The 24,952-nt window shown below is 41.7% G+C and carries 18 protein-coding genes; 3 read left to right on the plus strand and 15 right to left on the minus strand.

The genetic code is table 11. The annotated features are described in order from the left end of the window. Window positions 1-138: 138 nt before the first annotated feature. The 4 genes from KVY11_RS08750 to KVY11_RS08765 form a co-directional block, all read right to left on the minus strand. Entirely contained in the window at window positions 139-840 is a 702-nt protein-coding gene (locus tag KVY11_RS08750) for an FG-GAP repeat protein (RefSeq protein WP_218288691.1), read from the minus strand. Window positions 841-937: 97 nt separating this feature from the next. After that, window positions 938-2,392, minus strand: coding sequence for an NAD(P)(+) transhydrogenase (Re/Si-specific) subunit beta (locus KVY11_RS08755; RefSeq protein ID WP_148826712.1), 1,455 nt, complete (start codon window positions 2,390-2,392; stop codon window positions 938-940). 3 nt (window positions 2,393-2,395) lie between these two features. Next, window positions 2,396-2,719 carry a proton-translocating transhydrogenase family protein gene (locus KVY11_RS08760; protein ID WP_004692331.1) on the minus strand — a complete coding sequence of 108 codons (324 nt, stop codon included), beginning with the start codon at window positions 2,717-2,719 and terminating at the stop codon, window positions 2,396-2,398. Between the two features lie 11 nt (window positions 2,720-2,730). After that, a complete protein-coding gene (locus KVY11_RS08765; protein WP_005400772.1) occupies window positions 2,731-3,858 on the minus strand; it encodes an NAD(P) transhydrogenase subunit alpha in 1,128 nt (375 codons plus the stop codon). 1,064 nt (window positions 3,859-4,922) lie between these two features. On the opposite strand from KVY11_RS08765, the gene KVY11_RS08770 reads away from it, so the two are divergent. Next, on the plus strand, window positions 4,923-6,113 hold the full coding sequence (locus KVY11_RS08770; RefSeq protein WP_218288692.1) for an MFS transporter: 1,191 nt from the start codon (window positions 4,923-4,925) through the stop codon (window positions 6,111-6,113). A 62-nt stretch (window positions 6,114-6,175) separates the two neighbouring features. Here the strand turns inward: KVY11_RS08770 and KVY11_RS08775 are convergent, their stop codons facing one another. After that, window positions 6,176-6,820, minus strand: coding sequence for a HEPN domain-containing protein (locus KVY11_RS08775; protein WP_218288693.1), 645 nt, complete (start codon window positions 6,818-6,820; stop codon window positions 6,176-6,178). Between the two features lie 327 nt (window positions 6,821-7,147). Here KVY11_RS08775 and KVY11_RS08780 point away from each other — a divergent pair, with 327 nt between their 5' ends. Beyond that, window positions 7,148-7,876 (plus strand): SDR family NAD(P)-dependent oxidoreductase, encoded by a 729-nt coding sequence (locus KVY11_RS08780; RefSeq protein WP_218288694.1) that lies wholly within the window; start codon window positions 7,148-7,150, stop codon window positions 7,874-7,876. Window positions 7,877-8,832: 956 nt separating this feature from the next. On the opposite strand, the gene KVY11_RS08785 is transcribed toward KVY11_RS08780, so the two are convergent. Further along, the gene (locus KVY11_RS08785) at window positions 8,833-10,098 is read right to left on the minus strand and encodes an anaerobic sulfatase maturase (RefSeq protein WP_168157964.1); all 1,266 of its coding nucleotides are present in this window, start codon (window positions 10,096-10,098) and stop codon (window positions 8,833-8,835) included. A 387-nt stretch (window positions 10,099-10,485) separates the two neighbouring features. Further along, window positions 10,486-12,750, minus strand: a complete 2,265-nt coding sequence (locus KVY11_RS08790) for an arylsulfatase (RefSeq protein ID WP_371315985.1) — start codon at window positions 12,748-12,750, stop codon at window positions 10,486-10,488. Between the two features lie 1,089 nt (window positions 12,751-13,839). Here KVY11_RS08790 and dusA point away from each other — a divergent pair. Further along, window positions 13,840-14,862, plus strand: a complete 1,023-nt coding sequence (dusA, locus tag KVY11_RS08795) for a tRNA dihydrouridine(20/20a) synthase DusA (RefSeq protein WP_256350726.1) — start codon at window positions 13,840-13,842, stop codon at window positions 14,860-14,862. 71 nt (window positions 14,863-14,933) lie between these two features. Here dusA and KVY11_RS08800 read toward each other — a convergent pair whose 3' ends face one another. From KVY11_RS08800 to KVY11_RS08835, 8 genes are all read right to left on the minus strand, one after another. Beyond that, complete coding sequence (locus KVY11_RS08800) at window positions 14,934-15,785, minus strand: phosphatase PAP2 family protein (protein ID WP_218288695.1); 852 nt, start codon at window positions 15,783-15,785, stop codon at window positions 14,934-14,936. 177 nt (window positions 15,786-15,962) lie between these two features. Then, window positions 15,963-16,730 carry a ThiF family adenylyltransferase gene (locus KVY11_RS08805; RefSeq protein WP_218288696.1) on the minus strand — a complete coding sequence of 256 codons (768 nt, stop codon included), beginning with the start codon at window positions 16,728-16,730 and terminating at the stop codon, window positions 15,963-15,965. Window positions 16,731-16,844: 114 nt separating this feature from the next. Beyond that, window positions 16,845-19,598 (minus strand): aconitate hydratase AcnA, encoded by a 2,754-nt coding sequence (gene acnA / locus KVY11_RS08810; RefSeq protein ID WP_218288697.1) that lies wholly within the window; start codon window positions 19,596-19,598, stop codon window positions 16,845-16,847. Window positions 19,599-19,725: 127 nt separating this feature from the next. Continuing rightward, window positions 19,726-20,541 (minus strand): TatD family hydrolase, encoded by an 816-nt coding sequence (locus KVY11_RS08815; protein WP_218288813.1) that lies wholly within the window; start codon window positions 20,539-20,541, stop codon window positions 19,726-19,728. A gap of 12 nt (window positions 20,542-20,553) precedes the next feature. Beyond that, window positions 20,554-21,504 (minus strand): RsiV family protein, encoded by a 951-nt coding sequence (locus KVY11_RS08820; RefSeq protein WP_218288698.1) that lies wholly within the window; start codon window positions 21,502-21,504, stop codon window positions 20,554-20,556. A gap of 47 nt (window positions 21,505-21,551) precedes the next feature. After that, window positions 21,552-22,370 carry a hypothetical protein gene (locus KVY11_RS08825; RefSeq protein WP_218288699.1) on the minus strand — a complete coding sequence of 273 codons (819 nt, stop codon included), beginning with the start codon at window positions 22,368-22,370 and terminating at the stop codon, window positions 21,552-21,554. 90 nt (window positions 22,371-22,460) lie between these two features. After that, window positions 22,461-24,050, minus strand: coding sequence for a peptide chain release factor 3 (locus KVY11_RS08830; protein ID WP_218288700.1), 1,590 nt, complete (start codon window positions 24,048-24,050; stop codon window positions 22,461-22,463). 379 nt (window positions 24,051-24,429) lie between these two features. Beyond that, window positions 24,430-24,936 carry a hypothetical protein gene (locus KVY11_RS08835; RefSeq protein ID WP_218288701.1) on the minus strand — a complete coding sequence of 169 codons (507 nt, stop codon included), beginning with the start codon at window positions 24,934-24,936 and terminating at the stop codon, window positions 24,430-24,432. Between the last annotated feature and the right edge of the window lie 16 nt (window positions 24,937-24,952).

The following is a 24,952-nucleotide window of genomic DNA, read 5'->3' on the forward strand; positions in this document are numbered from 1 at the left end:
GAACGCCATTTGCAACATTACTCGATGGAAAACGTATTTGGGCTGAAAAGAATTTAGCTCAAATTTAACCTGACAGTCTTAAGCAAATATCGGTAACTGTCAGATTAGGTTTGAACTAGTACAGATAAAACATAGCTTTTAGTTTTTATAGTACTCATCCACAGCATAATAGTGGACCTTCTCTACCCATCGACCACGATTCAGCGTTCGCTCCGTCACTTTAACCTTTCCCGCTTGAACTGTTGCATCTTCAATAAATTCTTTAACTAGACTCAAGCCGTGTTTAGGAATCACAATATATTCCGAACGGATGTGATAACAACATCCACTTTTATTGAAGGTTAAGATTCTTTTCTGTTTTGGATCGACCTCAAACATGCCCAAATTTTCATGAGTTAAGGCCGATAACTCCTGACTCAGCACAAATTTATTTTTAGCCCGATGAAAGACATAAACATCGTAAGTTGGCCCGCCATAAGCACCATAGTTACCATTACGGATGGCGACATCCTCACTGCCGTCAAAATTAAAGTCGGCAAAAATCACGGCACTTTGCTCACCATAAAGCTGCACCACATTGACAGATGGTTTGTCAGTTTCGTCCAGATCCATCGTCAATTCAGCCGAGGAAAACCGCTGAAAGCGCTGTACTGTCCCTTTTAGGTAAAGATCAATATTGGCTTGTCCATCGCAGCTCCTGTCCGTACAGCTCGTCGTTATTTTTACATCATAGCGTTTCGATGCATTTTTTATTTCGAAGACTTGAGCCTGAGTAGTTTGACTCAAAACGCACACACCAAATATCAGCAGTACCTGAAACCTGATCTGATTTATGTTCATATTGTTTTCTTATTGAAAAGATACACATCATCTTAGCAAAAGCTGCAAACATAAAAAAACCACCCGAAGGTGGTCTTTATACACTCTAGGAGGAGGATTAGTGTCCACCACCATTGATTGCTTTGGTCATATCTTCAACCACTTTCTTCGCATCACCGAAGATCATCATGGTTTTTTCGTTATAGAACAAATCGTTGTCTAGACCTGCATAACCTGTCGCCATAGAGCGTTTGATGACCATAATGGTACGTGCTTTATGTGCTTCAAGAATTGGCATGCCATAGATTGGAGATGTTGGATCGTCTTTCGCCGCAGGGTTGACCACGTCATTGGCACCAATCACAAGCACCACATCTGTTGCAGGGAAGTCTGAGTTAATCTCATCCATCTCTAAGATGTCTTCATACGCAACATCTGCTTCAGCCAAAAGTACGTTCATGTGACCCGGCATACGACCAGCGACTGGGTGAATGGCAAAGCGTACTTTTACACCTTGTTCTTTTAGGATTTCACACAGTTCTTTCACCGCATTTTGTGCACGGCCTTGTGCCATACCATAACCAGGTACGATCACAACGCTGTCTGCATTTGACATCAAGAAGCCTGCGTCATCTGCTGAACCAGAACGATGGTTACGCTGTGCTTGTTCGCCTTTGTCCGCAGAAGCTACCGCAGTTCCACCCATTGCACCACCAAACAAAACGTTGATGATTGAACGGTTCATGGCTTTACACATGATGTAAGACAGAATCGCACCTGAAGAACCCACCAGAGAACCCGCAACGATCAACATATTGTTTTCAAGTGTGAAACCAATACCTGCTGCTGCCCAACCAGAGAAGGAGTTCAATAGCGATACCACCACCGGCATATCACCGCCACCGACTGGTGCAATCCACACCCAACCGAATGCAAGTGCAAGTACAGTCATGGCCCAGAATGCATTCATGTTGCCTGTCGTGAAGAAGTACACACCACATGCCAACATTGCAAGGAAAATCAGCGCTTGTACAGGTTTAACCCATGCACCAGAAATGGTTTTTGCCCATTTTTTCGCAGCCAATTTACCATAAGCGAATACAGACGCTGTAAAGGTAATCGCACCGACGAAACAACCCACGAACAATTCAAATAAATGAACCTTGCTCATGTGTGCATGTTGTACACCCGCAGCAGTTAATGCAGCTTCATTTTGTGCAAATAATGCAGTCAGTTGGTTGTTATGTAGAATTGCCGCAATTGCAATTAATACCGCAGCCAGACCCACCAAAGAGTGCATCAATGCGACCGTTTCAGGCATCTGCGTCATAGGTACAGTACGTGCGCGGGCAATACCCACAATCGCACCCAGCACCATCGCACCGCCAATCATCCAAATCACAGGATGATCTGCCACAAAGAAGGTGGTCACTACAGCAATCGCCATTGCGATCATGCCGTAGCGGTTACCTTGAATCGCTGTCTTCGGGCCAGACAAACCACGTAAAGTTAAGATAAAGAGGACAGCACCAATCAGGTAGAACCAATCCGCATAGTCTCGAATGAATTCCATATATTAGCCCTCTTTTTTCTTTTGCTTTGGCTTGAACATTTCAAGCATACGCGCTGTTACTGCGAAGCCACCGAAAATATTGATACTTGCTAAGAACACCGCAATTGCACCTAAGATGCTCACCACATTCACACTTTGGAATGCAACATTCGCATCAACACCAATTGCAGGAATCCCCACCGTTTGAATCATTGCACCCACCACGATGATCGATGACAACGCATTGGTTACTGCCATAAGCGGTGTATGTAGTGCTGGCGTAACGCCCCACACGACGTAGTAGCCTACAAAGATGGCAAGGACGAAAATTGTAATTGTTTCAACCATGATCTATCTCCTTAACCACGCTTCAGCAGTACTTGACCGCCATGAGTTACTAGAAGGGCTTTTTGAATTTCTTCTTCAGGATTGATAGCAAAGTTTTTCTCTGCATCAAATAAAGTATCTAAGAAGTTCAAGACATTTCGTGCATACAAAGCAGAAGCTTCAGTTGAAACTGTAGACGGAATGTTTGGAATACCTAAAATGGTTACGCCGTTGTCAGTCACAACATTTTCACCATTTTTAGAGCCTTCAACGTTACCGCCTGTTTCAACCGCCATATCAAGGATGATTGAACCTGGTTTCATTTTGGCAACCGTTTCCGCCTTAATCAGACGTGGCGCATTACGACCTGGTAAAAGTGCAGTGGTAATCACGATGTCAGCATTCGATACAGCTTTATCCACAATAATCGCTTGATCGCGGATATAGTCTTCACCCGGCATCCAACCATAACCATTTTTCGCAGCATCGGCTGCTTTTTGCTGTTCTTCCGCTGACATAGGTACGTCTAACCATTTGCCACCCAAAGATTCCACTTGATCTTTCGCCGTCGGACGTAAATCCGTTGCTTCAACCACAGCACCCAAACGTTTTGCTGTCGCAATCGCTTGTAGACCTGCAACACCGACCCCCATGATCACGACACGCGCAGGTTTTACAGTACCCGCAGCCGTCATCAACATTGGGAACATGCGCTGGTACTCTGCCGCAGCAAGAAGCACTGACTTGTAACCCGACAAGTTAGCTTGTGAAGATAATACGTCCATGTTCTGCGCACGAGATAAAGTCCGTGGCAGTAGCTCCAAAGCAAATGCAGACACGTGTTGTGATGCAAATTGATCAAGCTCCGTATTACGGTACGGGTCAAACATGGCAATAACCGATGTATTTGGCGCAAGCTTTTGAATTTCAGCACCCTGAGGGGCACGTACTTTTAAAATCATTTGGCTACCGGTATAGGCATCATCTGTCAGCGTAGCACCGACTTGCTCATAGGCACTGTCGATATAAGCAGCTTTCACACCCGCTCTACGTTCAATCACTACACTATGACCAGCACTGATCAACTTTTTTACCGTTTCTGGCGTTGCGGCTACACGATTTTCACCGACGACAGTTTCGGCTGGAATTCCGATCTGCATGAGCGTCCCTCAAGCTAGTTTTTCTTAAAGTAAACATCACCCATTAGGCAATGTTTTCTCACAGGATGTTCTTATGAATTTTTGGATTCTAATGAAACTTTTTTAAAATACCACCCACTATTTATTTAATAAATACCTATATACTGAACTGGTGATTCATAAAAAATATTGGGTGATATTGCGTTTATTTGCTTTGAATCCGCTTAAAAATTGATTTATTTCTATTCAAATTCTGAACCACAGATCTTTACACACTAAAATCTGCACTTTTTTTGCACAAAACCAAGTCATTTAATTCCGCAGTATTGATCTTTTTGACCAATCCAAGAATATGAACCACCACATTGACATTAACCCGAACCCGTCATTCATCGAGCTTTACCATCTGCTGTCAAGCAAACTTTGCAGACATTGACTTAAATGACAGTTTTGCCCCATTTGCAAAAGCTTCGAATTGGCCTGTCCCTATTTTTCATCGATCAAAAATGCCAATGCTCAAAATTTAGCTCAACTAAAATGCGTATTTGAAATGGATCATCTAAAAATACAGGGAGGGGTTGATCGCGTTTAACTAGATCTGAAACGAGGAATGATCAACAAAAATGTTCTTTTCATATTTTATCGGATGATAATGGCGCGCATTGACATACTAACCCTAAGTAAAAATGCACCATAATTGAGCAAAAACACCTTAAATAGATGAATATTTCAGTAATTGGTCCCAAATCTTTGATGTGCAAGATGAGTAAAAATGATCGAATGCAACAATTTCATACAAAATAGACGGCCATGTTCAGAATTTTTTAAAGATTTTTATTATTTTTTGACAGGAAATTCGAAATATTATCATTTTTTGATTGTATTAGATGAAAACACCATCCTCTGAACAGGTCATACTATTTGCTATGTCTTCATCTTCGACTCATTTTTTTATGCAGCCTTTTCTCGCTTGTTTTAGGCTTTTGAATCAGCTTCGTATACAATTTCTGAAACGATGCATCTATTTAGCTCAAAGCACGATGTAAACGTCATTCTAAAAAATACTCCCTCATCAAAGGCTCATTATGAATACTTCTTTCGACATCAGTCGAGATAAATCTCTGCTCTGGCTGATGGCAATTGTCTGCGGCTTATGTGCAGGGGCAAACTATTATTGCCAGCCTTTGATTTCCTCTATTCAGCAAAGCTTTCAAGCACCAGAAGAACAAGTGGCTTTGACCGTGACCTTTGCTCAAGTCTCCTATGCTTTGGGTTTACTGTTCATTGTGCCCTTAGGCGACATGCTGAACAAAGCCAAACTAATTCCATTCCTGATGTTTGGCACATCTGCTGGGCTGTTTATCTGTGCGACATCCACCAACTTATCGATGCTCTGGCTGGGTACCATTATTACGGGACTCTTTTCTGTCGCAGCACAAGTGCTGATTCCTCTGGCCACGATGGCAGTCAAACCTGAAAAAACGGGAGAAGTGGTCGGTTTTCTCATGAGTGGCTTATTGGTCGGGATCTTACTGTCGACCAGTGTGGCGGGATTACTCTCAGACTTATGGCACTGGAAAATGATTTATGTGCTGAGTGGCATTGCCATGTTTGCTTTGGCTCTTCTGATGAAAGGAAAACTACCTCAACTACCAAAACTCAAAATCACCTATTTCGACATTTTTAAGTCCATGGGGAGTCTGCTGCAACAAGAGCCTCGTTTGGTATTTCGCTCAATCACGGGTGGATTTGCTTTTGCTGCCATGAGTATGCTGTTTTCAACCATTGCCCTACTTTTAACCTCTGAGCCATTTCAACTTTCGGATGTTTTAGTCGGCGTGGTGACTTTGGTCGGCGTATTTGGTGCACTCTCCACTCAGTGGATTGGTAAATGGGCCGATCGCGGTTATACCCTGCTTTTGACTTGGGTCGGCTGTGGGACTTTGGCCCTCAGTTGGGTGTTCCTATATTTAGGCGGGAGTTCACTCATCAGCTACATCATCGGTTATGCACTGATTAACTTAGGGCTTGCAACTACACACAGTTGCAACCAAAACGTAATTTTCCGTTTACGCCCCGATGCGAAGTCTCGGGTGAACTCCATCTATATGACCTTATATTTTATTGGTGGCGCGTGTGGCTCAGCACTGGGTGTCTATGCATGGCATCACGGCGGCTGGACTAGTACATGTTTGGTCGGTATTACACTGGTGATGATGGCGGGTGTCTTTGCTCTGCTGGATACCCTGTATAGCAAAAGACATGGTATTGCTTAACCCTCAAAAAAGACAGTTTACTCAGTAAACTGTCTTTTTGTTTGGGCACTTCATTTTGAGCGCTAACTGACCTGAGCCACGGGATAAAAAGGTTTCCCCAAATCGAGGCTATCGGCATTTTCCAAAGCAATGTACAAAAATGCGGGCAGCAAAGCCGATAAAATTTGACAGCCATCTTGTAGCTGCTTGCGGTTCAACGAACTCTTATAAGTTGCACCCCCATGCATCAGCTGATTTCTCAAGGTATATAAACGGTTAAACAGTACCAGTAAAATATCAACTGAATGCTTCTGTTGTAACGCTTTCGCCACTTTCTTCTTTTCTTGTTCAAGCTGAGCCTTACAGACATCTAAACCAATTTTCTTATTTTGATAGTCCCAATACCCTTGATAGGTATATTGGTTGTCTAAGAGCATACGAATGGGCTGACTAAATTTGTCCCATAAAATGCTATAAATTCTATGATCGACATCATGTTGGCAAATTAAATGTAAGAACTGACGTAAACTCTGCTTGTCCTGACTTTGCCCCAAGTCTTGTGCATATATCGCATTGAAGGAAATCCAGAGGCTGATAAATTGTAAATCGGGATCATGATCGAGCAATAATGACTGCTTTAACCAACTCAGCCCACGATGTATTCTCAGATTAAACTCATCACTCTGTTGTACTTTTTTAGTTTTAAAAATTTCTTCTAAAAGCAACATCGGCTTTTCCTATACTTTATTCTTCTATGTATTCAACATACTGAATGATTAAGCTAAATTCAATCCTGCTAGGATATAGTGATTGATCAATCCCACAAGTTCAGTATGAATGTTCTTTTGAAAATAGAACTATTCAATTTTTTCCATGCTTTGGTCGCCCTAGAAATCACTCATCAAACGATTCTAGCAAGCACCTAAAACAGCCATTCCAAAGAATGGAAATCCTGCTGTTTTTATTTCCATTCTTTTCTACAGCGATATATAGCGCTAAGTTAAATGGCATCAATCAGGAAGCATTGATGCCACTTAAACTAGGATAAAAAGATCATGGAAACATTTAACTCAAAGATGTTTGAAAATAAAATCGCCGTCGTGACAGGTGGCACATCTGGTATTGGTCAAGCCGTTGCAGTCGCATTTGCTGAACGTGGTGCAAAAGTATGGGCGCTTGGCTTACAAGCAGCCAAGGCAGTTTTCCCAACTGGTTTGGATATTGAAGCTGTCGAAATGGATGTCACCGATAAAGCCGCTGTCGATGCTTTTTTCGCAAAAGTAGATCGCATTGATACTTTATTCAACGGCGCAGGTATGGGTTCTGTCTCAGAGCACGAATTAGACACCTATAAAAAAGTGCTAGAAGTTAACCTCACCTCTGTTTTTTATATCAGTGAAGTCGCTGCTAAAGCCTTAGCTAAATCGGACAATCCATCGATCATTAACGTGTCTTCACTGTACGCGCAATTTGGTTCAGGTATTGCACCAGCATACTCTTGTTCTAAAGGTGCCATTGATCAACTTACCTTCTCACATGCACTGAGCATGGCCAAAGCCAAAATTCGCGTAAATGCTGTTGCTCCGGGTTGGATCGATACGCCGCTTATCCAACCATTGAAAGATATGCCTGAAGTATTCAATGGCATTATGCAACGTTCTCCAATGCAGCGTTTAGGTAAGCCTGAAGAAATTGCTAACGTGGTAGTCTTCCTCGCGTCTGATGCAGCAAGCTTTGTAAATGGTGCGATAGTGAAAGTTGATGGTGCCTATTCAATTAACTAATACTTTATTGCCAAGGCTGATAAGGGCTTAAGTCATAAGCCCTTTGCTTTTATAACGCTTAGCTACTGATGCTGAAATTTATCGTTTTCTTCGGATCAATCATTTATATACTCTTCAGGATGAGGCCTTTTTCTGCTCATCTTCTGGTCATTGACTCAGACGCTGCTCCATTAAAAATACATCCTCATAAGCAATTCAGAGCTTTACGATATTTCGCATGAGTATTCCTGTTAATTACGCCTATTTAAATAATCAAAAGCCGTCAGTTCTATTGCTGCTATATTGAAACGAGAGCAAAGCATAGGAGATGGATTGAAACAGTATGAAACATCTATCAAAATCCAATGTGCGTACACTTCGCCGAGCATATGCTTCACATTGATATGCAAACTGTCGATTCGAGACCCACACACGTCCTGCATGCGCCTCAATTTGGTCAAGTAGCGACCGTATATTTACCATCTCAAATGCGCATGGAAATTTATTACTTGAAGGCTGTGGTGCTAGGCACACAACATTAAATAAAAAATAGACAGAAATATCTTTAGCATGAATACCGAACCAAGACATCCTTATTTTCTGGCTTTATCTCAACTGAATTTAGAGCAAGGCTTTCTCTCGTTGGATATTCACCCTCAATTCTGAAGTATCCAAAGTTGATTCATATTTCAGCCAGCAACAGAAAGTCTTGAAATGAGCCAATGATCAGCTTGAATTTTAGCTAGATCAACTTCGAACTACTTATTTTAAATATCCAGTTGCTCTTGAGCATGACGAGCCTCATTAGGAAAGCGACCAAACCATTAGACGTTTCACATGATATTCTCTCTTATTCAGATTGTTATGATGCACTAGAGTTTTTTATTTCACGAAGCCGAGGCCAGAGATGACTTCGCCCCGACTTTTTAGTTATTTTGGAGAGCAGAATTTGTTCTGCTCTTGTTGTACAAGTTCTTTTAATGTCGTTGTAAGCGTTTTGCAATGTCATGCTTTGATGTTGTTGCCGTATGGAAAAATTGCTTTAACCCCGAACAAAGATAATGCAAACCAACCTCTCCATCTGGTGTTTTTAAGAAGCGGTCTTTCGGGCAATTCCCCCAGCAATATTGTAAATAAGCGCATTTACGGCAATATTCAGGCAAGGTATTTGACTTTGCATAGGCAAATTGCTTTTGACGCTCAGAAAAAACCAAATCACCTTGATGCGTCTCTTGAATATTGCCTAACTTATATTCTGGGTAAACAAAATGATCACAGGAAAATAAGTCACCATTATGTTCAATTGCCAATGCTTTGCCACAAATTTGCCCAGATACACATTTTTGTGAACCATAGCCAAACATCATCGACACCATATTTTCAAATTGATCCACAAAGACTTTGCCATAATCCTTATTCAACCATTCTCCCCAAACACGAGAAAGGAAATAGCCCCAGTCATCTGCTGCAATAGACCAGTCTGTCACGACTGAATCAGGTGTACCCGGTTGGGTCGCAGAGCTTCCCAGCATTGGTAAATCATCAGGATTCCACTGCCCTGGCGCAGTTTGTTGGAATTGCGCACTTTCCATGCCCGGAATGAATTGAATCATGCGTGGTCGAACATGATCTCTCAAGAAGCGATACACATCAATCGGTCTTTTGGCATTATCACGGTTCACAACACACAGGGCATTGAACGGAATTTGGTAATGATGCAAAAGTGCTGCCGCCTGCATGACTTTGGCATGAGTTGGCTTTCCACCTTTGTTATAGCGATGTTTATCGTGAAATTCAGCAGGACCATCAATAGATAATCCGATAAAAAAATGATGGCGTTTAAGAAAGGCGCACCACTCTTCATCCAGTAAAATGCCGTTGGTTTGCAAGTCATTTTCAATACGCTGGTTTGGCTTTTTATATTTTTGTTGTAGCTCAACCACGCGCTCAAAGAACTCCAAGCCCATCAGGGTCGGTTCCCCCCCCTGCCAGCTAAAGATAATTTCATCACCAGTCTGTGCTTCAATATATTGCTTAATATGCAATTCAAGCATCGACGCTTGCATGCGCGGCGTTTTTGGTTGATGTAAAAGGTCTTGTTTATGTAGGTAAAAACAATAACTACAATCCAAATTACACTGTGCCCCAGAAGGTTTAATCATCACATGGTAACGATAGGTTTGCCCCTGAATTTGCATAGTTTTTAATGGTGGGGTTGGATCCTGTGTGGGTATTATGCGCATCTTGTATCGATTCCCCAAGTTGTTATGATCTTATCGGTAAATGGTTATTTTCGTCTTCGATACTAAACAATCAAAAAAATGCGAGCAAGGGTTTATTTGTACCAATCTCTGCTATCAACCACTCAATTTATGATAAAAAATATTTATTTTTCAATAACTAAATAAAAATTGTTTTGTTTGTTCTTTTTTCCTCTCCTACGAAAGTTTGCCCAACTGATTAAATAACAAACACATTGATTTTTAAATGATTATTATTACTTTTTTTGCATTCAGCACCGCACGTTAACTCCAATAAAATAACCTCACCTTTTTATAGGGCTATCACCATAATAAAAATAAAACCCACGCCTGAAACCAGACGTGGGTTTTATTTATTAGATTAAAATCTTATTTTAAATCAATGACAACTTGTTCAATTTTACCGTTAAATTTAAAAGGTGGTTTATAGGCAAAACTAACCGGCTGACCCGTGTCTTCGCCAATGCCAAAAGTATCCGTACCAAAACGACCTGAAATTGTTTTCGGTACATTTCCTTCAGCTACTTTTTCACCATTAACCAGTAAGGTGACTTTGCCACCTTGACCAGGCTCTTTTCCTTCGTAATCAAAGTTCATAGTCACTTTAGATTTACCATTTGGTAATGCTTTGTTGGACTTAATGACGCTATGATTATCAAAATAATTGTAATCAAAAACAGGCTGACCTTGTTCATTCACATATAGCACTACACCCGCTGCAACACCACCAAATGCCATGATTACCCCTTTGGTTTGACTACCTTGAGTTTCCACGTCTGCATTTAAGCTCCAAGAACGGTTTTTAATGGCAGGGGCAGAAGATTCTGCTAAACGTGTAACACCCTCATGGTACACAAAATGAGTGGCATTTGGATCGGCTCCAGGTGGTGTAGGTTTCTTAATCATTAAGCGAGCTGCGCCACGATCATCAAATGGATAAACACTATATTTTTGTGCTTCTTTATCAAAGAGTTTCTTCATCTCTTCAACTTTTTCAGGCATTTTTGGAGCTAAATCCGTTGACTGGGTGAAGTCTTCGTTGAGGTTATACAGCTCCCATTTGTCCTTATCCCAGTTGCCTGGTGCAAGGTCTTGACGCCAAGGTAACGTATGTTGAGCGCTTGCTAACCAACCATCATTATAAATCGCACGGTTACTAAAGACTTCGTAGTACTGCGTGGTTCTTCCTGTTGCATTCACATTGCTAAAACTGGACATAAACGACTTTCCAGCCAGTGGCTTTTGCGCATAACCATCCACTGTTTTTGGCATAGGAATATGACTGGCTTCCAAGATAGTTGGAACGACATCGACTAAATGTAAATATTGGCTTCTAACTTGCTCGTCATGCTTAATTTTGGCAGGCCAGCTAATCACCATTGGGTTTCTGGTTCCACCTAAGTGAGATGCCACTTGTTTTACCCATGGGAATGGCGTGTTACCTGCCCAAGCCCATCCTATAGGATAGTGTGCTTCAGTTTTCACGCCACCAATTTCATCATACATTTTTAATGAATCATCAATCGTGGATGGAATACCACTGAGCGCTTTAATTTCATTGACCGTACCATCAGGTCCACCTTCTGCAGATGCACCATTATCACCAACAATATAAATAATCATGGTGTTATCAGCATCTGGAAGTTTTTTCACTTCATCTAGCAATCGCCCAACTTCCATATCAGTATAAGCAAGATAGCCTGCAAAATTTTCCATTAAACGGGTATAAACTTTTTTCTGTTTATCATTCAGCTTATCCCAAGGTTGCACCCAATCTGGACGTTTTGTCAGCTTCGCATCTTGAGGAATAACGCCTAATTTTTTCTGGTTTGCAAATACGGTTTCGCGGTATTTCTCCCATCCCATATCAAATTTGCCTTGGAACTTCTCTCTCCACTCTTTAGGGGGTTGATGTGGTGCATGTGCTGCACCCGGTGCAAAGTACATAAAGAATGGCTTGTTGGGTGCAATCGATTTCGAGTATTGCATGCGTGCAATCGCTCGATCTGTCATATCTTCCAACAGATGATAGCCTTCTTCAGGCGTCTTATTGGGTTCTACAGGTACTGTGTTTTCAAAAATGGTCGGATAAAATTGATTGGTCTCGCCCGAGTTAAAACCATAGAAATAATCAAAACCTAAACCTGTTGGCCAACGATCAAAAGGACCCGCAACCGAAGTTTCCCAATCTGGCGTGTTATGGTTTTTACCAAACCACCACGTATTATAACCATTGCCTTGTAAGACTCGTCCAATGGTTGCTGTATCTCGTTGCATCATTGTGCTGTAGTTTGGAAGTCCCGTCGCCCACTCCATTAAGAAACCATTTCCGGTATCGTGATGATTTCGTCCGGTGAGCAATGCCGCGCGAGAAGGTCCAGAAATAGCAGTGGTATGGAACTCGTTATATTTTAAGCCTTGAGCAGCAAGCTTATCGAGATTTGGAGTTGGTACTAGACCACCAAAAGTAGAAGTTTGACCAAATCCGACATCGTCGAGCAAAATCACCACTACATTTGGCGCACCAGCAGGTGCTTCAGCGTTGTGCTGCCAATCATAGGTTGTATCTTTATATGTTTTCCCAATTTTGCCTTTAAATGTTGAAAGTGGAATCGGTAAAGAGCTTCTATCCACTTTTTCTTCGGCATGTGAAGTGGTAGCAATGAGTGATGGACAGATTAAACTGAGCGCAAGGGCTAAGGGCTAAGGGCTAAGGGCTTTACTACAAATTTCATCGTATGACTCCCAAAATAATGTAATAAAAAATTGTTATACGTCGTTCTAAATTTTCATTGTTAATCACAGCAACTACAGTGCTCAATTATTTGAATTGTAGTCCATTGTGATTATTATTCTGCTCACTAAGCGAACCGCTTAGACGCATATTTATCAAGTATATTTTCAATAGCATTAAACCAACTCAAAACTGATTTAAACCAGATAATGATTTAATTGTGCTACAAATTATGATTCCTACTAGGGTCTCAGCCATTGTAAGAGATCACCCCATCCATAGCAATTGTATAATTACTAGACAATAGGCTAAAGCGTCCGAAGTCACATAAAGATTACCCTTTATAAAACCCAAGTTGCGATGAGACTATGTTTCACAAGTGAATGGTCGTGGCATATCCATGTCTTCGAGTCACTGCAAATATTGCTCATCTTCATTATTAGGAGTAGATGAAAAATATCAAAAACTTCCTTCAGTGCCACTCAAGTACCTTGATATTTATAGGTAAAATGTATGCCATCTCCCCCTTCCATTCAATCTTGCAACGACAACTGAAAACTGACGCTATATTCGCAGTGGTTCATGTAACTAAAGACCTTTTGGTTATAAGCTTTAATTCCAGATCAGAAGTTCCCTTTACTTGCTCTAGTGTTCAGCAAAATGTACTGACTTTATTTTTATGGTAGTATTGCGCGCGATTGGCCAAGATTGAATTAAGCCTAAAGTAGCAGCGTACTCTCCCATATTCGCATCGAATTTGATTCAGATATTGATCAATAGCAACTCGTTAAAGTCAGTTCAAGCTCTCGCTCTTTCTCCAACGAGCTATCTGATTTCCTGTATGTTGATTGCACTTTTCTAATTCAATTTTTAGCTCCCACAAGACACTTATGTAGTTTCAGAACGGTTAGGACAGCTCTTAACTCGTCCATATGGGTTTACATAATCTTTGACAGATTGCATAGCACAGATTAAAGGTATGATTTTTCATGACGATGAACAAAAATATTGAAAACACTCAATCTCCGAGAATCAGTGTTGCCCCGATGATGGATTGGACCACCAGGGACTATCGTTTTTTTGCCCGTTTATTTAACCCAAATGTGATTCTCTATACCGAAATGGTGACCACAGGTGCCATTTTATTTGGCGATGCCAAACGTCATCTCGACTTTAACCATCAAGAACATCCACTTGTCTTGCAACTGGGTGGCTCGAATCCAAAGGACCTTGCCATTTGTAGCAAAATGGCGCAGGACTGGGGCTATGATGAAATTAATTTAAATGTCGGCTGCCCGAGTGACCGTGTACAGAACAATAAAATTGGCGCATGTTTAATGGCAGAGCCAGACTTGGTCGCAGAATGTATTGCAGCAATGCGTCAAGCAGTCGACATTCCTGTGACCGTGAAACACCGTATTGGCATTGATGACATGCATTCTTATGAAGAAATGCTGCATTTTGTTGATACCGTGGCGAAAACAGGTTGTGATAATTTTATTGTGCATGCCCGTATTGCTTTACTTCAAGGTTTATCGCCGAAAGAGAACCGTGAAGTTCCACCTCTGCGTTATGAAGATGTTTATCGCCTCAAACAAGAACGTCCAGAGCTGCTGATTGAAATTAACGGCGGGATTAAAACCTTTACCGAAACAGAACAACATTTACAGCATGTGGATGGAGTAATGATTGGTCGTGAAGCCTATCACAACCCGTATTTACTGGCAGAATTAGGACAACTTTGGCAACTGGATGCGCCAGATCGTTTTGAGATTATGGAACAAATGCTGCCTTATATTTCTCAGCGTATGGCTGAAGGTGCACCCTTGTCGATTTTAACCCGTCATATTCTGGGCTTATTTCAAAACTTGCCAGGTGCGCGAAAATGGCGTCAAGCTTTAAGTGGTGGCAATGCCAAAACATTTGCTGATGTTGAAAATGCCATTAAAAATATTCAAGAAGCTCTGAAACGTACCGAAGATTATTTACTTGAACATCAAGTTCAGCCTTAAAAAGTTAGAATAAAAAAAAGCCCAATTGTAAATTGGGCTTTTTTTTATTCTCAATGTTTCGTCTTTAAGACTTACATCACGAAACCAACGGTGGTCGATAAGGCTTTATTTTCAAACTCGCAAGAAGCCGGATCAGGCACATGACCTTTACGCTGTGCAGTCTGATATTCTTTCTGCGCTTTGGCTAAATCTTTTAAGAATTGCTTTTGCGTATGTAGCTGAGCCACGGTCATGGCTGCCATATTTTTGCCTTCAATAATGTCACTTTGCCAATGAACATTACACACCAAACGACTTTCCGCAAATGCTCGTCCACGTAAGAAAATATGGTTAGCACGTTGTGGCGCAATTTCACTCATAATCAATGCCCAGCCCCAACCAATCGCTGAGTGCCCTGAAGGATAAGAACCATCCGTAGATAATTTATCTTTTTCTTCAATGTATTGAATACCATGCTTTTCACGATCTTCTACCGAAATTTCACAAATACCCTGACCATTACTCATAAATGGTCTGGCACGCTGATATTTATTTTTTGCAGAATATGAAGATAAACCTAAATCAACCAAAGATAATTCCAACATTTTATAAATGGTTGGCGTTTTTTCTTGACTAATATCGACATTCGCTGCGCAAGAAAATGCTTTTGCTGCACTTGGAAAATACAAATTACTGTCATAGCCAGCTTGTACCCAACGGTCTGATCGATACAACATTAAGGCATTTTTATTGATAAAATCATCATTAGCTTTGGTGGCAGAACCCTCCGCTGGCGGCGGAGGCAAAATTAAAGCACTGTCCACAGTGGTCTGGGTTAAATATCCTTTATGTTGTTCTCTCAACTCTTTTTCATAGGCATTCGGCTCTGCGTGCGTCACTGCTGTTGCCAATGCCAAAAGTATGATCCCAATAGGTTTTATCATTGTCATCTCTACCTCTGTTCTCAGTTTTTTATATCATTCTTTATAGTTTTCAACATGTAGATTCTGATTCGAATCAATTTTTAATCAACATAACATAATTCGGGGGACATGCGAGATGTCCCCCTTAGGACAGCACTTTTTTTATGTAAATTTTTTCGGTGGTAAGCTCAATGACAATTAACGTTTGGCTTGAAGTGCTTCTAATTTTTTCAGAACTTCAGCCACTGCAATCATGGCAAAACTAGAGGTCACCACCACTGCCGAGCCATAGCCGCCACAGCGTAGACCTGCACTTGGGCAAACATCGGCACTGGAGAATGGATTATCAATAGAATAGACACAAGTAATCCCGAATTTTTCTTTTGGTTTTTTACAAATGCCTTTAGAACGCAGTTGCGCACGTAACTTGGCTAACATCGGGTCTTGTTCAGTTTTCGATAAATCTGCGACTCGGATTTTCAGCGGATCCAGCTTACCGCCTGCACCACCCGACACAATTAACGGAATTTTATTAAAACGGCAATGTAACATCAGTGCCAGTTTGGCTTTCACGTCATCAATACAGTCCAGAATTAAATCTGGTACATTACTCAACAGCTCTTTTACATTGTCTGGTGTTAAATAATCATCAATGAGGTTAATTTTAATTTTTGGATTGATGGAACGACAACGCTCGGCCATCACTTCAATTTTTTCATGACCCAAGGTTGAGCTCATGGCTGGCAATTGACGGTTAATATTCGAAGCCGCAATCGAGTCCATATCAACCAGTGTTAATTCTCCAACGCCTGTACGCGCTAAAGCCTCGACTGCCCACGAACCGACACCACCAATTCCGATCACCATCACATGACTTTTTTCATAATATGAAAAGGCCTCGTCTCCATAAATTTTGGCTACACCAGCAAAACGGCGGTCATATTCATCATGTTGCAGATCAGTCATGCGTACATCTATATCGGTAAAATCGTGTTCATTTTACCTGAATACGACCTTGGATTGAATGTATCACTACAAACAATAAAGCCCTGCTACTGACAGGACTTTATTCCATTGAGATTAGGCCGCAATTAAATTACGCAGTACATAATGCAAAATGCCGCCAGCTTTAAAGTATTCCACCTCATTCAAGGTATCAATACGGCACAACACTGTAAATTGGTCTTGGTTGCCATCTTCTCGAAGCACCTGAACTTCCAAGTTTTGATGCGGCTGGATATCATCCGATAATCCATGAATCGAAAGCACTTCACGACCTGTCAAATTTAAGGATTGGCGTGTTTGTCCATCGACAAATTGCAATGGCAATACTCCCATACCAACCAGATTCGAACGGTGAATTCGTTCAAAACTTTCGGCAATCACCGCTTTAACCCCCAATAAATTCGTGCCTTTGGCAGCCCAGTCACGTGATGAGCCTGTGCCATACTCTTTCCCAGCAATAATGATTAATGGCGTATGCTGCTGCTGATAAAACATAGAGGCATCATAAATCGGCAAGGTTTCTCCGGTTGGAATATAGATCGTGTTCCCACCTTCTTCTCCACCGAGCATTTCATTCTTAATGCGGATATTGGCAAAAGTGCCTCGCATCATCACCTCATGGTTCCCACGTCGAGACCCGTAAGAGTTGAAGTCTTTGGGTTCAACCCCTTGCTGTTGCAAATAGCGTCCTGCGGGGCTGTCTTTCTTGATATTACCCGCTGGGGAAATATGATCGGTGGTGACCGAGTCTCCAAGCACAGCCAAAATATGTGCCTGTTCAATATTGGTAATCGGTTTCGGTGGCTGACCAATCTCTTCAAAAAATGGCGGATGGCGAATATAGGTTGAATTCTCTTGCCAAGCATAGGTCTGACTTTGAGGAATCTGAATTGCCTGCCATGCTGCATCACCATCAAATACCGCGGCATATTCTTTATGGAACATCGCGGTATTTACGCTCTGTAGCGCCTGATCAATTTCAGCCTGACTCGGCCAAATATCTTTCAAGTAAACCGCTTGCCCATCTTTGCCTAGACCAATCGGTTGCGTGGTCAGATCTGTACGGATATTACCCGTCAAACCATAAGCCACCACTAAAGGCGGTGAAGCCAACCAGTTGGTTTTCACTAGCGGATGCACACGCCCTTCAAAATTACGGTTGCCTGAAAGTACTGAAGCAACATTGAGATCATGGCACTGAATGGCTTCTTCAATCGGTTCAGGCAGTGGTCCAGAGTTGCCGATACACGTGGTACAGCCATAGCCAACAAGGTTATAACCCAACTCATCCAAATACGGTGTTAAACCAGCCGCAGCCAAATAATCGGTCACCACTTTAGAACCGGGCGCAAGCGAACTTTTCACCCACGGTTTACGCTGTAGACCTTTTTCAATGGCTTTTTTGGCAAGAAGTCCTGCAGCCAACATTACACTTGGATTAGACGTATTGGTACATGAGGTAATGGCTGAAATAACCACATCACCATGGTTCAATGGGTAAGATTTTCCATCAATAGTGCAAGATGGCTCCTCATGCGGTAGATTGGCTTTTTTAGCTTCAACAGCTGTGCCGCCACCTTCATTTTCTAAACGCTCTTTGGCTTCTTTGGCTGGCTTGAGATTTAGTTCCATCAAATCATGAAAAGTTTTAGGTACATCTGACAGCAAAACACGATCTTGCGGACGTTTAGGGCCTGCCAAACTGGCCTGCACTGTACTCATGTCCAAGCTCAAAGTATCGGTAAAAACGGGTTCATCACCTGCATTTCGCCATAAGCCCTGCGCTTTACTATACGCTTCAACCAAATCAATCCGTTGTTGCTCACGACCAGTCAACGCTAAATAGGCCAAGGTCACGTCATCAATGGGGAAGAAACCACAGGTTGCACCATATTCAGGGGCCATATTGGCAATAGTCGCGCGGTCAGCCAAAGGCAAGTCGGCCAAACCATCGCCATAGAATTCGACAAATTTACCAACCACGCCTTTTTGGCGTAACATCTGTGTGATGGTTAAAACCAAATCTGTTGCGGTAATACCTTCATTGAGTTTTCCTGTGAGTTTGAAACCAATGACTTCAGGAATCAACATAGATACAGGCTGCCCGAGCATCGCCGCTTCAGCTTCAATCCCGCCAACACCCCAACCAAGCACGCCTAAGCCATTGATCATGGTGGTATGCGAATCTGTTCCCACCAAGGTATCAGGGAACGCAAAAGTTTGTCCCTCATCCTCCCCTAGCCATACCGCTTGAGCCAGATACTCTAAATTGACTTGGTGGCAAATTCCTGTACCGGGCGGGACAACGCTAAAGTTATTAAAGGCCGATTGTCCCCAGCGTAGGAATTGATAACGCTCACCATTGCGTTGCATTTCAATTTCGACATTTTCAGTAAAGGCATCTTTATCCGCAAAATGATCGACCATCACGGAATGGTCAATCACCAAATCGACAGGGGACAAAGGATTAATCAAATTCGGATCACCACCCGCTTGTGCCATTGCCGCACGCATGGCAGCCAAGTCAACCACGGCAGGAACCCCTGTGAAATCCTGCATCAACACACGTGCAGGCCGATATTGAATTTCTTGATCAGAGCTTCTGTTTTTTTGCCAATCGACTAGGGCTTGAATATGCTCTACTTTTACACTTTTTTGATCTTCAAAACGGAGTAAATTTTCGAGTAAGACCTTTAAAGACTTGGGTAATTGATCAATATTGCCCAATGTTTGGGCGGCTTGAGGGAGATTAAAAATTTGATAGGATTTTTCACCCACCGTGAGTGTTTGTAATGCATTGAAACTATTGATTTTGCTATATCTGGCCATTCGGTTGCCCTCCCAGTATTGGCGAATTTATTTATTATGATGTTCTTTCTTTAATGTAAGCCTGTTTAGAAAAGAATGTGTTCCCTTTTGGTTATCTTATTTTTATCGAGATTATTGTCTTATTCTTCTAAAATTTTAAATGCAACGCAGCCAATGAGTTCTGCCAGAGTTGAGTTGCTAACGACCGCTCAGACTGATCCAGTGTCTGTGCGAGACTCTCCAAAACACAAGGTAAATTCACCGGCGTATTGCGGGTGCGATGCTCAGTCGATGTTTGACAACACAACGGCGTCATATCTGGACAGTCCGTTTCAATCACCAAATGTTCACTACCAAGTGCTTGCACCACTTGATGCAATTTTTTGGCATTTGGATTGGTGATTTGTCCTGTTACCCCTATTTTAAAACCGAGTTTGACCAAGGCCTTGGCTTCTTCCACCCCACCACTAAAGGCATGAGCGATACCACCAAATTTGAATTTTTGGGCTTTTAAAATGGCAATGCTTTCTGCATGCGCTTTGCGAATATGTAATAACACTGGCTTTTGATATTGCTGAGCAAGTTCCAGTTGTTCAGAAAAATAAGATTGCTGCTTGGCGAAAAGTGCAGGCTGCTTATGCTCTTTTAAAAAGGTGTCTAAACCAATTTCACCCACAGCCACACAATCCTGCTGCTGCAAAACCTGCTCTAAACGCTGTAAGTGTTCAGTCTGATGCTGTTCGATATAAAACGGATGTAAACCTGGGGCAAGATAAGAGCACGGAACATTCTTCCAGCTTTTTAATTGCTGATGGGTCTGAATCAACGCATCAAATCGCGATTCAAGAAAACCAATAAGGACCAGTGCCTCTACCCCAACACATTTTGCTTGCTCGGCCAAATGCTGCCGATCAGTATCAAAATCGGCAACATCAAAATGAGTATGGGTGTCGAACAGAGGCAAGCTCATGCTTGATTAGCTCTTGGCTTCAGAAGCAGCCTGTACGCTCTGTTTGGCTTTGGGTAAATACTCAGGCTTTAAAATTTTCTGGAGTTGATCATAGCCAAGAGTTAAGCGCGGTAAACCCACCACATAAGGGCCAATTTCATACTCGCCATATTGCAAAATCAGACCTTCAGTGCCCAAGTAATAATTGTTACTCAAGCTAAACTTCCACGCTTGCTCATATTCATCGACATTGGTCGCTAACTTAGAGTCGACGACCCAAGTACGAAAGGCTTCATGCGCTACTCTATTTAACGCTGCCTTCTGATTCGGCAACAATAGATCATCCAAACTCACCAGCTTTTGCTGCTTCAAGTCAAAATTATAATAATGCTGTGACGATGAACCATGTGCACCGCCTAAGTAGCTGCTGGTGTTCAATACCACCGTGGCCAAAGGGTCTTTGGCATTTAAAATTTTCGGCTTAATCATCAAACTAATTTGATGGTTAGAACTTAAGGCTTTCAATTCTTGATCTAAACCCAGAAAAGCAGCCAAATAAGGTTGAACTTGTTTCTCTAGTTTCAGTTTAGGTGTGAGGACTTGGCCTACTACCGCAGGCTCAGAACTTGGCGCCACCGCACTTGATGCCGTAGTATCAGAACTGCTATGCATCGGTGAAATATCAATAATCTGCGAGAGATCTTTGACAATTTGTTGATCAATAAATTCATCAATAAATGCTTGATTACTTTGTAAACGATCAATGTTTAATTCTGGGCAAGTATTGCCATCACATTCAGGTAATTCGAATTGTAATTTTTCTGTGTCACCGACCAGTTTCAATACAGTTTCTGCTTCAGAAGCGGCTGTAGTTTGCGTTGCAGGAGTTTGAGACTCTTTATCTTTTGGTTGGCATGCTGTCAAACTGATGGCAGCTGCAAGTACGCTGATTGTCAATATTGTTTTGCTTTTTAACATAAATAACCTATTACCTTGTGAAGCCAGCTCTTGCTTTGGCCAATGCACTAAAACAACTGGGTATAGACATCGGCTTTTAATACTTGTTGAGTTTGTGCTTTCGTCAAGTAAATATCAAGCTGAGTGCCATCTTTTACAATCTCATGAGTCCGATAGTGTAAACCGATGCCCTCTTGGTCAAAGAACCAATCTGCTTGCCCCCAGTACAACTTCGCTGGTGCAGATTTTCTCACTTCGGGTTCTTGTTTCTTCAACCAGTCTTGATACGCTTTTTGCACCAGCACATTCATTGCCAGTTGCTGTTTCGGGTGAATTAACTCTAATAATGCCACCGCTTTTTGGTTTTTACGATCTGCAACAAAGAAATAATAACGTTCCTTAACATTTACATTCTCTTGATTGGTATCAACCCCAATTTGCATGAGCACAAACTGATTGCGCTGATACGGTATACGCGTATACATCGCCAAGCTATAAGCCTTATTGCCCTTGAATTCAGCTTGCCATGTATCCGACTTTTTCACATAGGCATTAATGGCTTGCTGTAAGTTCATGTCTTGTTTTAAGCCAATCTGATCTTGAATCACGCGAGCCTGACTTTTGGCAATCCATTGGTTTAACCACGGATCTGCCGTTGTTAAACTTTGCAGATCCAATTCAATACAATTCTTGGTTTCACAAAATGGCTGTGCAATATCAGCCGCTTGTTGCTGAATATTTAAATATGGTAACACTTCAGCCTGCTCTGTTTTAAATACCGAGCTTTTGGCATCTGCGTCTGTTTCAGATTGTTTAGAGGAGTCACATGCCGTCAATAAGACAGTCAAACTCACCAATGTTGTATAAATAGCCTGTTTCTGCAACATGCGTCTTCCATGAAATTCATGATTAAAATAAAGTATCTTGCATAATAAAACAGCTTCACGAAGAAGCTGTTTTATTTTTTAAAATCCCGATTAGTGTTCACGGGTATTACGGAACACGATGTCTGGATAGCGCTCTTGCATCAATTGTAAGTTCACACGACTCGGTGCCAAGTAGGTCAAGTGACCACCGCCATCTACCGATAGTTGGTCATGTGCTTTTTTCTTAAATTCATTGAATTTTTTGTCATCATCACATGACACCCAGCGCACAGTGTTAATACTCACAGGCTCGTAGACGCAGTCGACTTTGTATTCTTCTTTCAAACGGTATGCCACCACTTCAAACTGAAGCACACCTACCGCACCGACAATCAAGTCATTGCTATTTTGCGGCATGAAGACCTGTGTTGCACCTTCTTCTGAAAGTTCTTTTAAGCCTTTTTGTAACTGCTTCGATTTCAATGGATCTTTCAAACGTACACGGCGGAACATTTCAGGGGCGAAGTGCGGAATACCCGTAAATTGCAATTTTTCACCTGAGGTAAAGGTATCACCAATTTGAATCGTACCGTGGTTATGTAAACCAATAATGTCGCCCGGCCATGCTTCTTCTAAATGCTGACGATCACCGGCTAAGAAAGTCAAAGCATCACTAATACGCACATCTTTATCTAGACGCACATGCTTCATTTTCAAACCTTTTTCATATTTGCCTGAACAAATACGCATAAAGGCAATACGGTCACGGTGTTTCGGGTCCATATTGGCTTGAATTTTAAAGACAAAGCCAGTAAAACCTTCTTCAGTTGCTTCAACCAAACGATTTTCTGTTGGGTGTGCTTTAGGTTCAGGCGCATAGTTGCTAAATGCATCTAACACATGGTCTACACCAAAGTTACCTAATGCTGTACCAAACAATACAGGCGTTTGACGACCCGCAAGGAACTCTATGCGGTCTAAAGGCTCATTGGCCATTTGCACCAACTCTAGAGACTCTTCAAATGCCGCCCAAGCCAACTCCCCGACTTTTTCACGTAAGTCTGGATAGTCATAACCATCACGGACTTCGATTTCGGTAATGGTTGAACCAAAACCTGCTTTATACACATAAAACTTTTCTTCGATCAGGTTAAACACCCCAGCGAAGTCACGACCTGTACCAAGCGGCCAAGTGATCGGCACACATTTGATTTTGAGAACGTTTTCAATTTCATCCAACAGCTCTAAAGGCTCACGGATTTCACGGTCCATTTTGTTCACAAACGAAATGATCGGTGTGTCACGCATACGACACACTTCCATCAGTTTCACAGTACGATCTTCGACACCTTTTGCACCATCGATCACCATCAAAGCTGAATCGACCGCCGTTAAGGTACGATACGTATCTTCAGAGAAGTCTTCATGTCCCGGCGTATCGAGTAGGTTGATCATCTTGTCTTTAAATGGAAACTGCATCACAGAGGTGGTGATCGAAATACCACGTTCTTTTTCCATTTCCATCCAGTCCGAAGTGGCTGCACGGTCCGATTTACGGCTTTTCACCATACCAGCAATCTGAATAGCTTGTCCCCACAACAGCAATTTTTCTGTCATGGTGGTTTTACCAGCATCGGGGTGGGAAATAATCGCAAAAGTCCTACGAGCCGCGACTTCTTTCGCCAATTGATCTTTAAACATAAGAGAAATCTTCAATAGGTACACGGTGTTGTACACAACTTATGGATGTGTATCCAACCCGTAAAGTGATAACTTAAAATTGGCGCAATTGTAGCAGATTTATGAATGAGATTTTATTGATAATTTTCCCTTAACCCATCAGCTTAGTACATCGCATTCGTCGTCAATTCGAATGCTTTTTAGCTCTGGTAGCGGGTAAGAATAGAAAACTAAATGCTATCAGCTATAACTTAGATGTACAGAAACATTGTTTGATCCGATCTGAACTTACACTTAATCACGCTGTACCCAATGACAACTCGAAGCAAAACTTCCGTTACCCATACATCAGGCATTATTTTATCTTGTTTAAGCCTAATCTGAGGTCATTTTATAAACTTCATTCAAACTCTGGATATACAAAATTATATTTCCCTGTTTTTATACGTTCTACTATAGCCAAAGGGGGCATAACCACACCTATTTCTGCTTTACGGTTTTCTCCCTCTAGATTTCCAACATAAGTAAATTCATCGTCATTAATGTGCCATACAAACCAATTGTGAGATACTTTTATATTTTCTCCTCCTACTTTGGCGCCATAATCATTTGTACCTCTAAATAAAATTTTAGAAAGTTCACCCACATCAGATATGTTTCCAACTTTATCCCAAAGATGCATTCTTATGCCAAACTTAGTGACGCAATGCGCATAAAAATCGACATCATCATTAACGATATCCAATAACGTAGGAGTTGCATGGATCGGGTACACTTTTTTAAATGCTCTGATCACATCACTATTTAATTGGGTTAAATCAAAAGCAATAAGCTGGAAATATTTTTTCACCTCATTATCCAACTTTACAGAAAAAACATCACCAACCTTAGTCACGACTCTAACCATAATTATTTAATTCCAA

It is taken from the genome of Acinetobacter sp. CWB-G5, from assembly GCF_019209785.1.
Classification (GTDB): Bacteria; Pseudomonadota; Gammaproteobacteria; order Pseudomonadales; family Moraxellaceae; genus Acinetobacter; species Acinetobacter johnsonii.

Bases quoted from the DNA above. Each gene is read 5' to 3' on its own strand.
- KVY11_RS08835 (WP_218288701.1), bottom strand. From the start codon at position 24,936: ATGGTTAGAGTCGTGACTAAGGTTGGTGATGTTTTTTCTGTAAAGTTG.
- KVY11_RS08760 (WP_004692331.1), bottom strand. From the start codon at position 2,719: ATGGTTGAAACAATTACAATTTTCGTCCTTGCCATCTTTGTAGGCTAC.
- KVY11_RS08830 (WP_218288700.1), bottom strand. From the start codon at position 24,050: ATGTTTAAAGATCAATTGGCGAAAGAAGTCGCGGCTCGTAGGACTTTT.
- KVY11_RS08750 (WP_218288691.1), bottom strand. From the start codon at position 840: ATGAACATAAATCAGATCAGGTTTCAGGTACTGCTGATATTTGGTGTG.
- KVY11_RS08780 (WP_218288694.1), top strand. From the start codon at position 7,148: ATGGAAACATTTAACTCAAAGATGTTTGAAAATAAAATCGCCGTCGTG.
- KVY11_RS08775 (WP_218288693.1), bottom strand. From the start codon at position 6,820: ATGTTGCTTTTAGAAGAAATTTTTAAAACTAAAAAAGTACAACAGAGT.
- dusA (WP_256350726.1), top strand. From the start codon at position 13,840: ATGACGATGAACAAAAATATTGAAAACACTCAATCTCCGAGAATCAGT.
- KVY11_RS08820 (WP_218288698.1), bottom strand. From the start codon at position 21,504: ATGTTAAAAAGCAAAACAATATTGACAATCAGCGTACTTGCAGCTGCC.
- KVY11_RS08805 (WP_218288696.1), bottom strand. From the start codon at position 16,730: ATGACTGATCTGCAACATGATGAATATGACCGCCGTTTTGCTGGTGTA.
- KVY11_RS08765 (WP_005400772.1), bottom strand. From the start codon at position 3,858: ATGCAGATCGGAATTCCAGCCGAAACTGTCGTCGGTGAAAATCGTGTA.
- KVY11_RS08770 (WP_218288692.1), top strand. From the start codon at position 4,923: ATGAATACTTCTTTCGACATCAGTCGAGATAAATCTCTGCTCTGGCTG.
- KVY11_RS08785 (WP_168157964.1), bottom strand. From the start codon at position 10,098: ATGCGCATAATACCCACACAGGATCCAACCCCACCATTAAAAACTATG.
- KVY11_RS08800 (WP_218288695.1), bottom strand. From the start codon at position 15,785: ATGATAAAACCTATTGGGATCATACTTTTGGCATTGGCAACAGCAGTG.
- acnA (WP_218288697.1), bottom strand. From the start codon at position 19,598: ATGGCCAGATATAGCAAAATCAATAGTTTCAATGCATTACAAACACTC.
- KVY11_RS08755 (WP_148826712.1), bottom strand. From the start codon at position 2,392: ATGGAATTCATTCGAGACTATGCGGATTGGTTCTACCTGATTGGTGCT.
- KVY11_RS08825 (WP_218288699.1), bottom strand. From the start codon at position 22,370: ATGTTGCAGAAACAGGCTATTTATACAACATTGGTGAGTTTGACTGTC.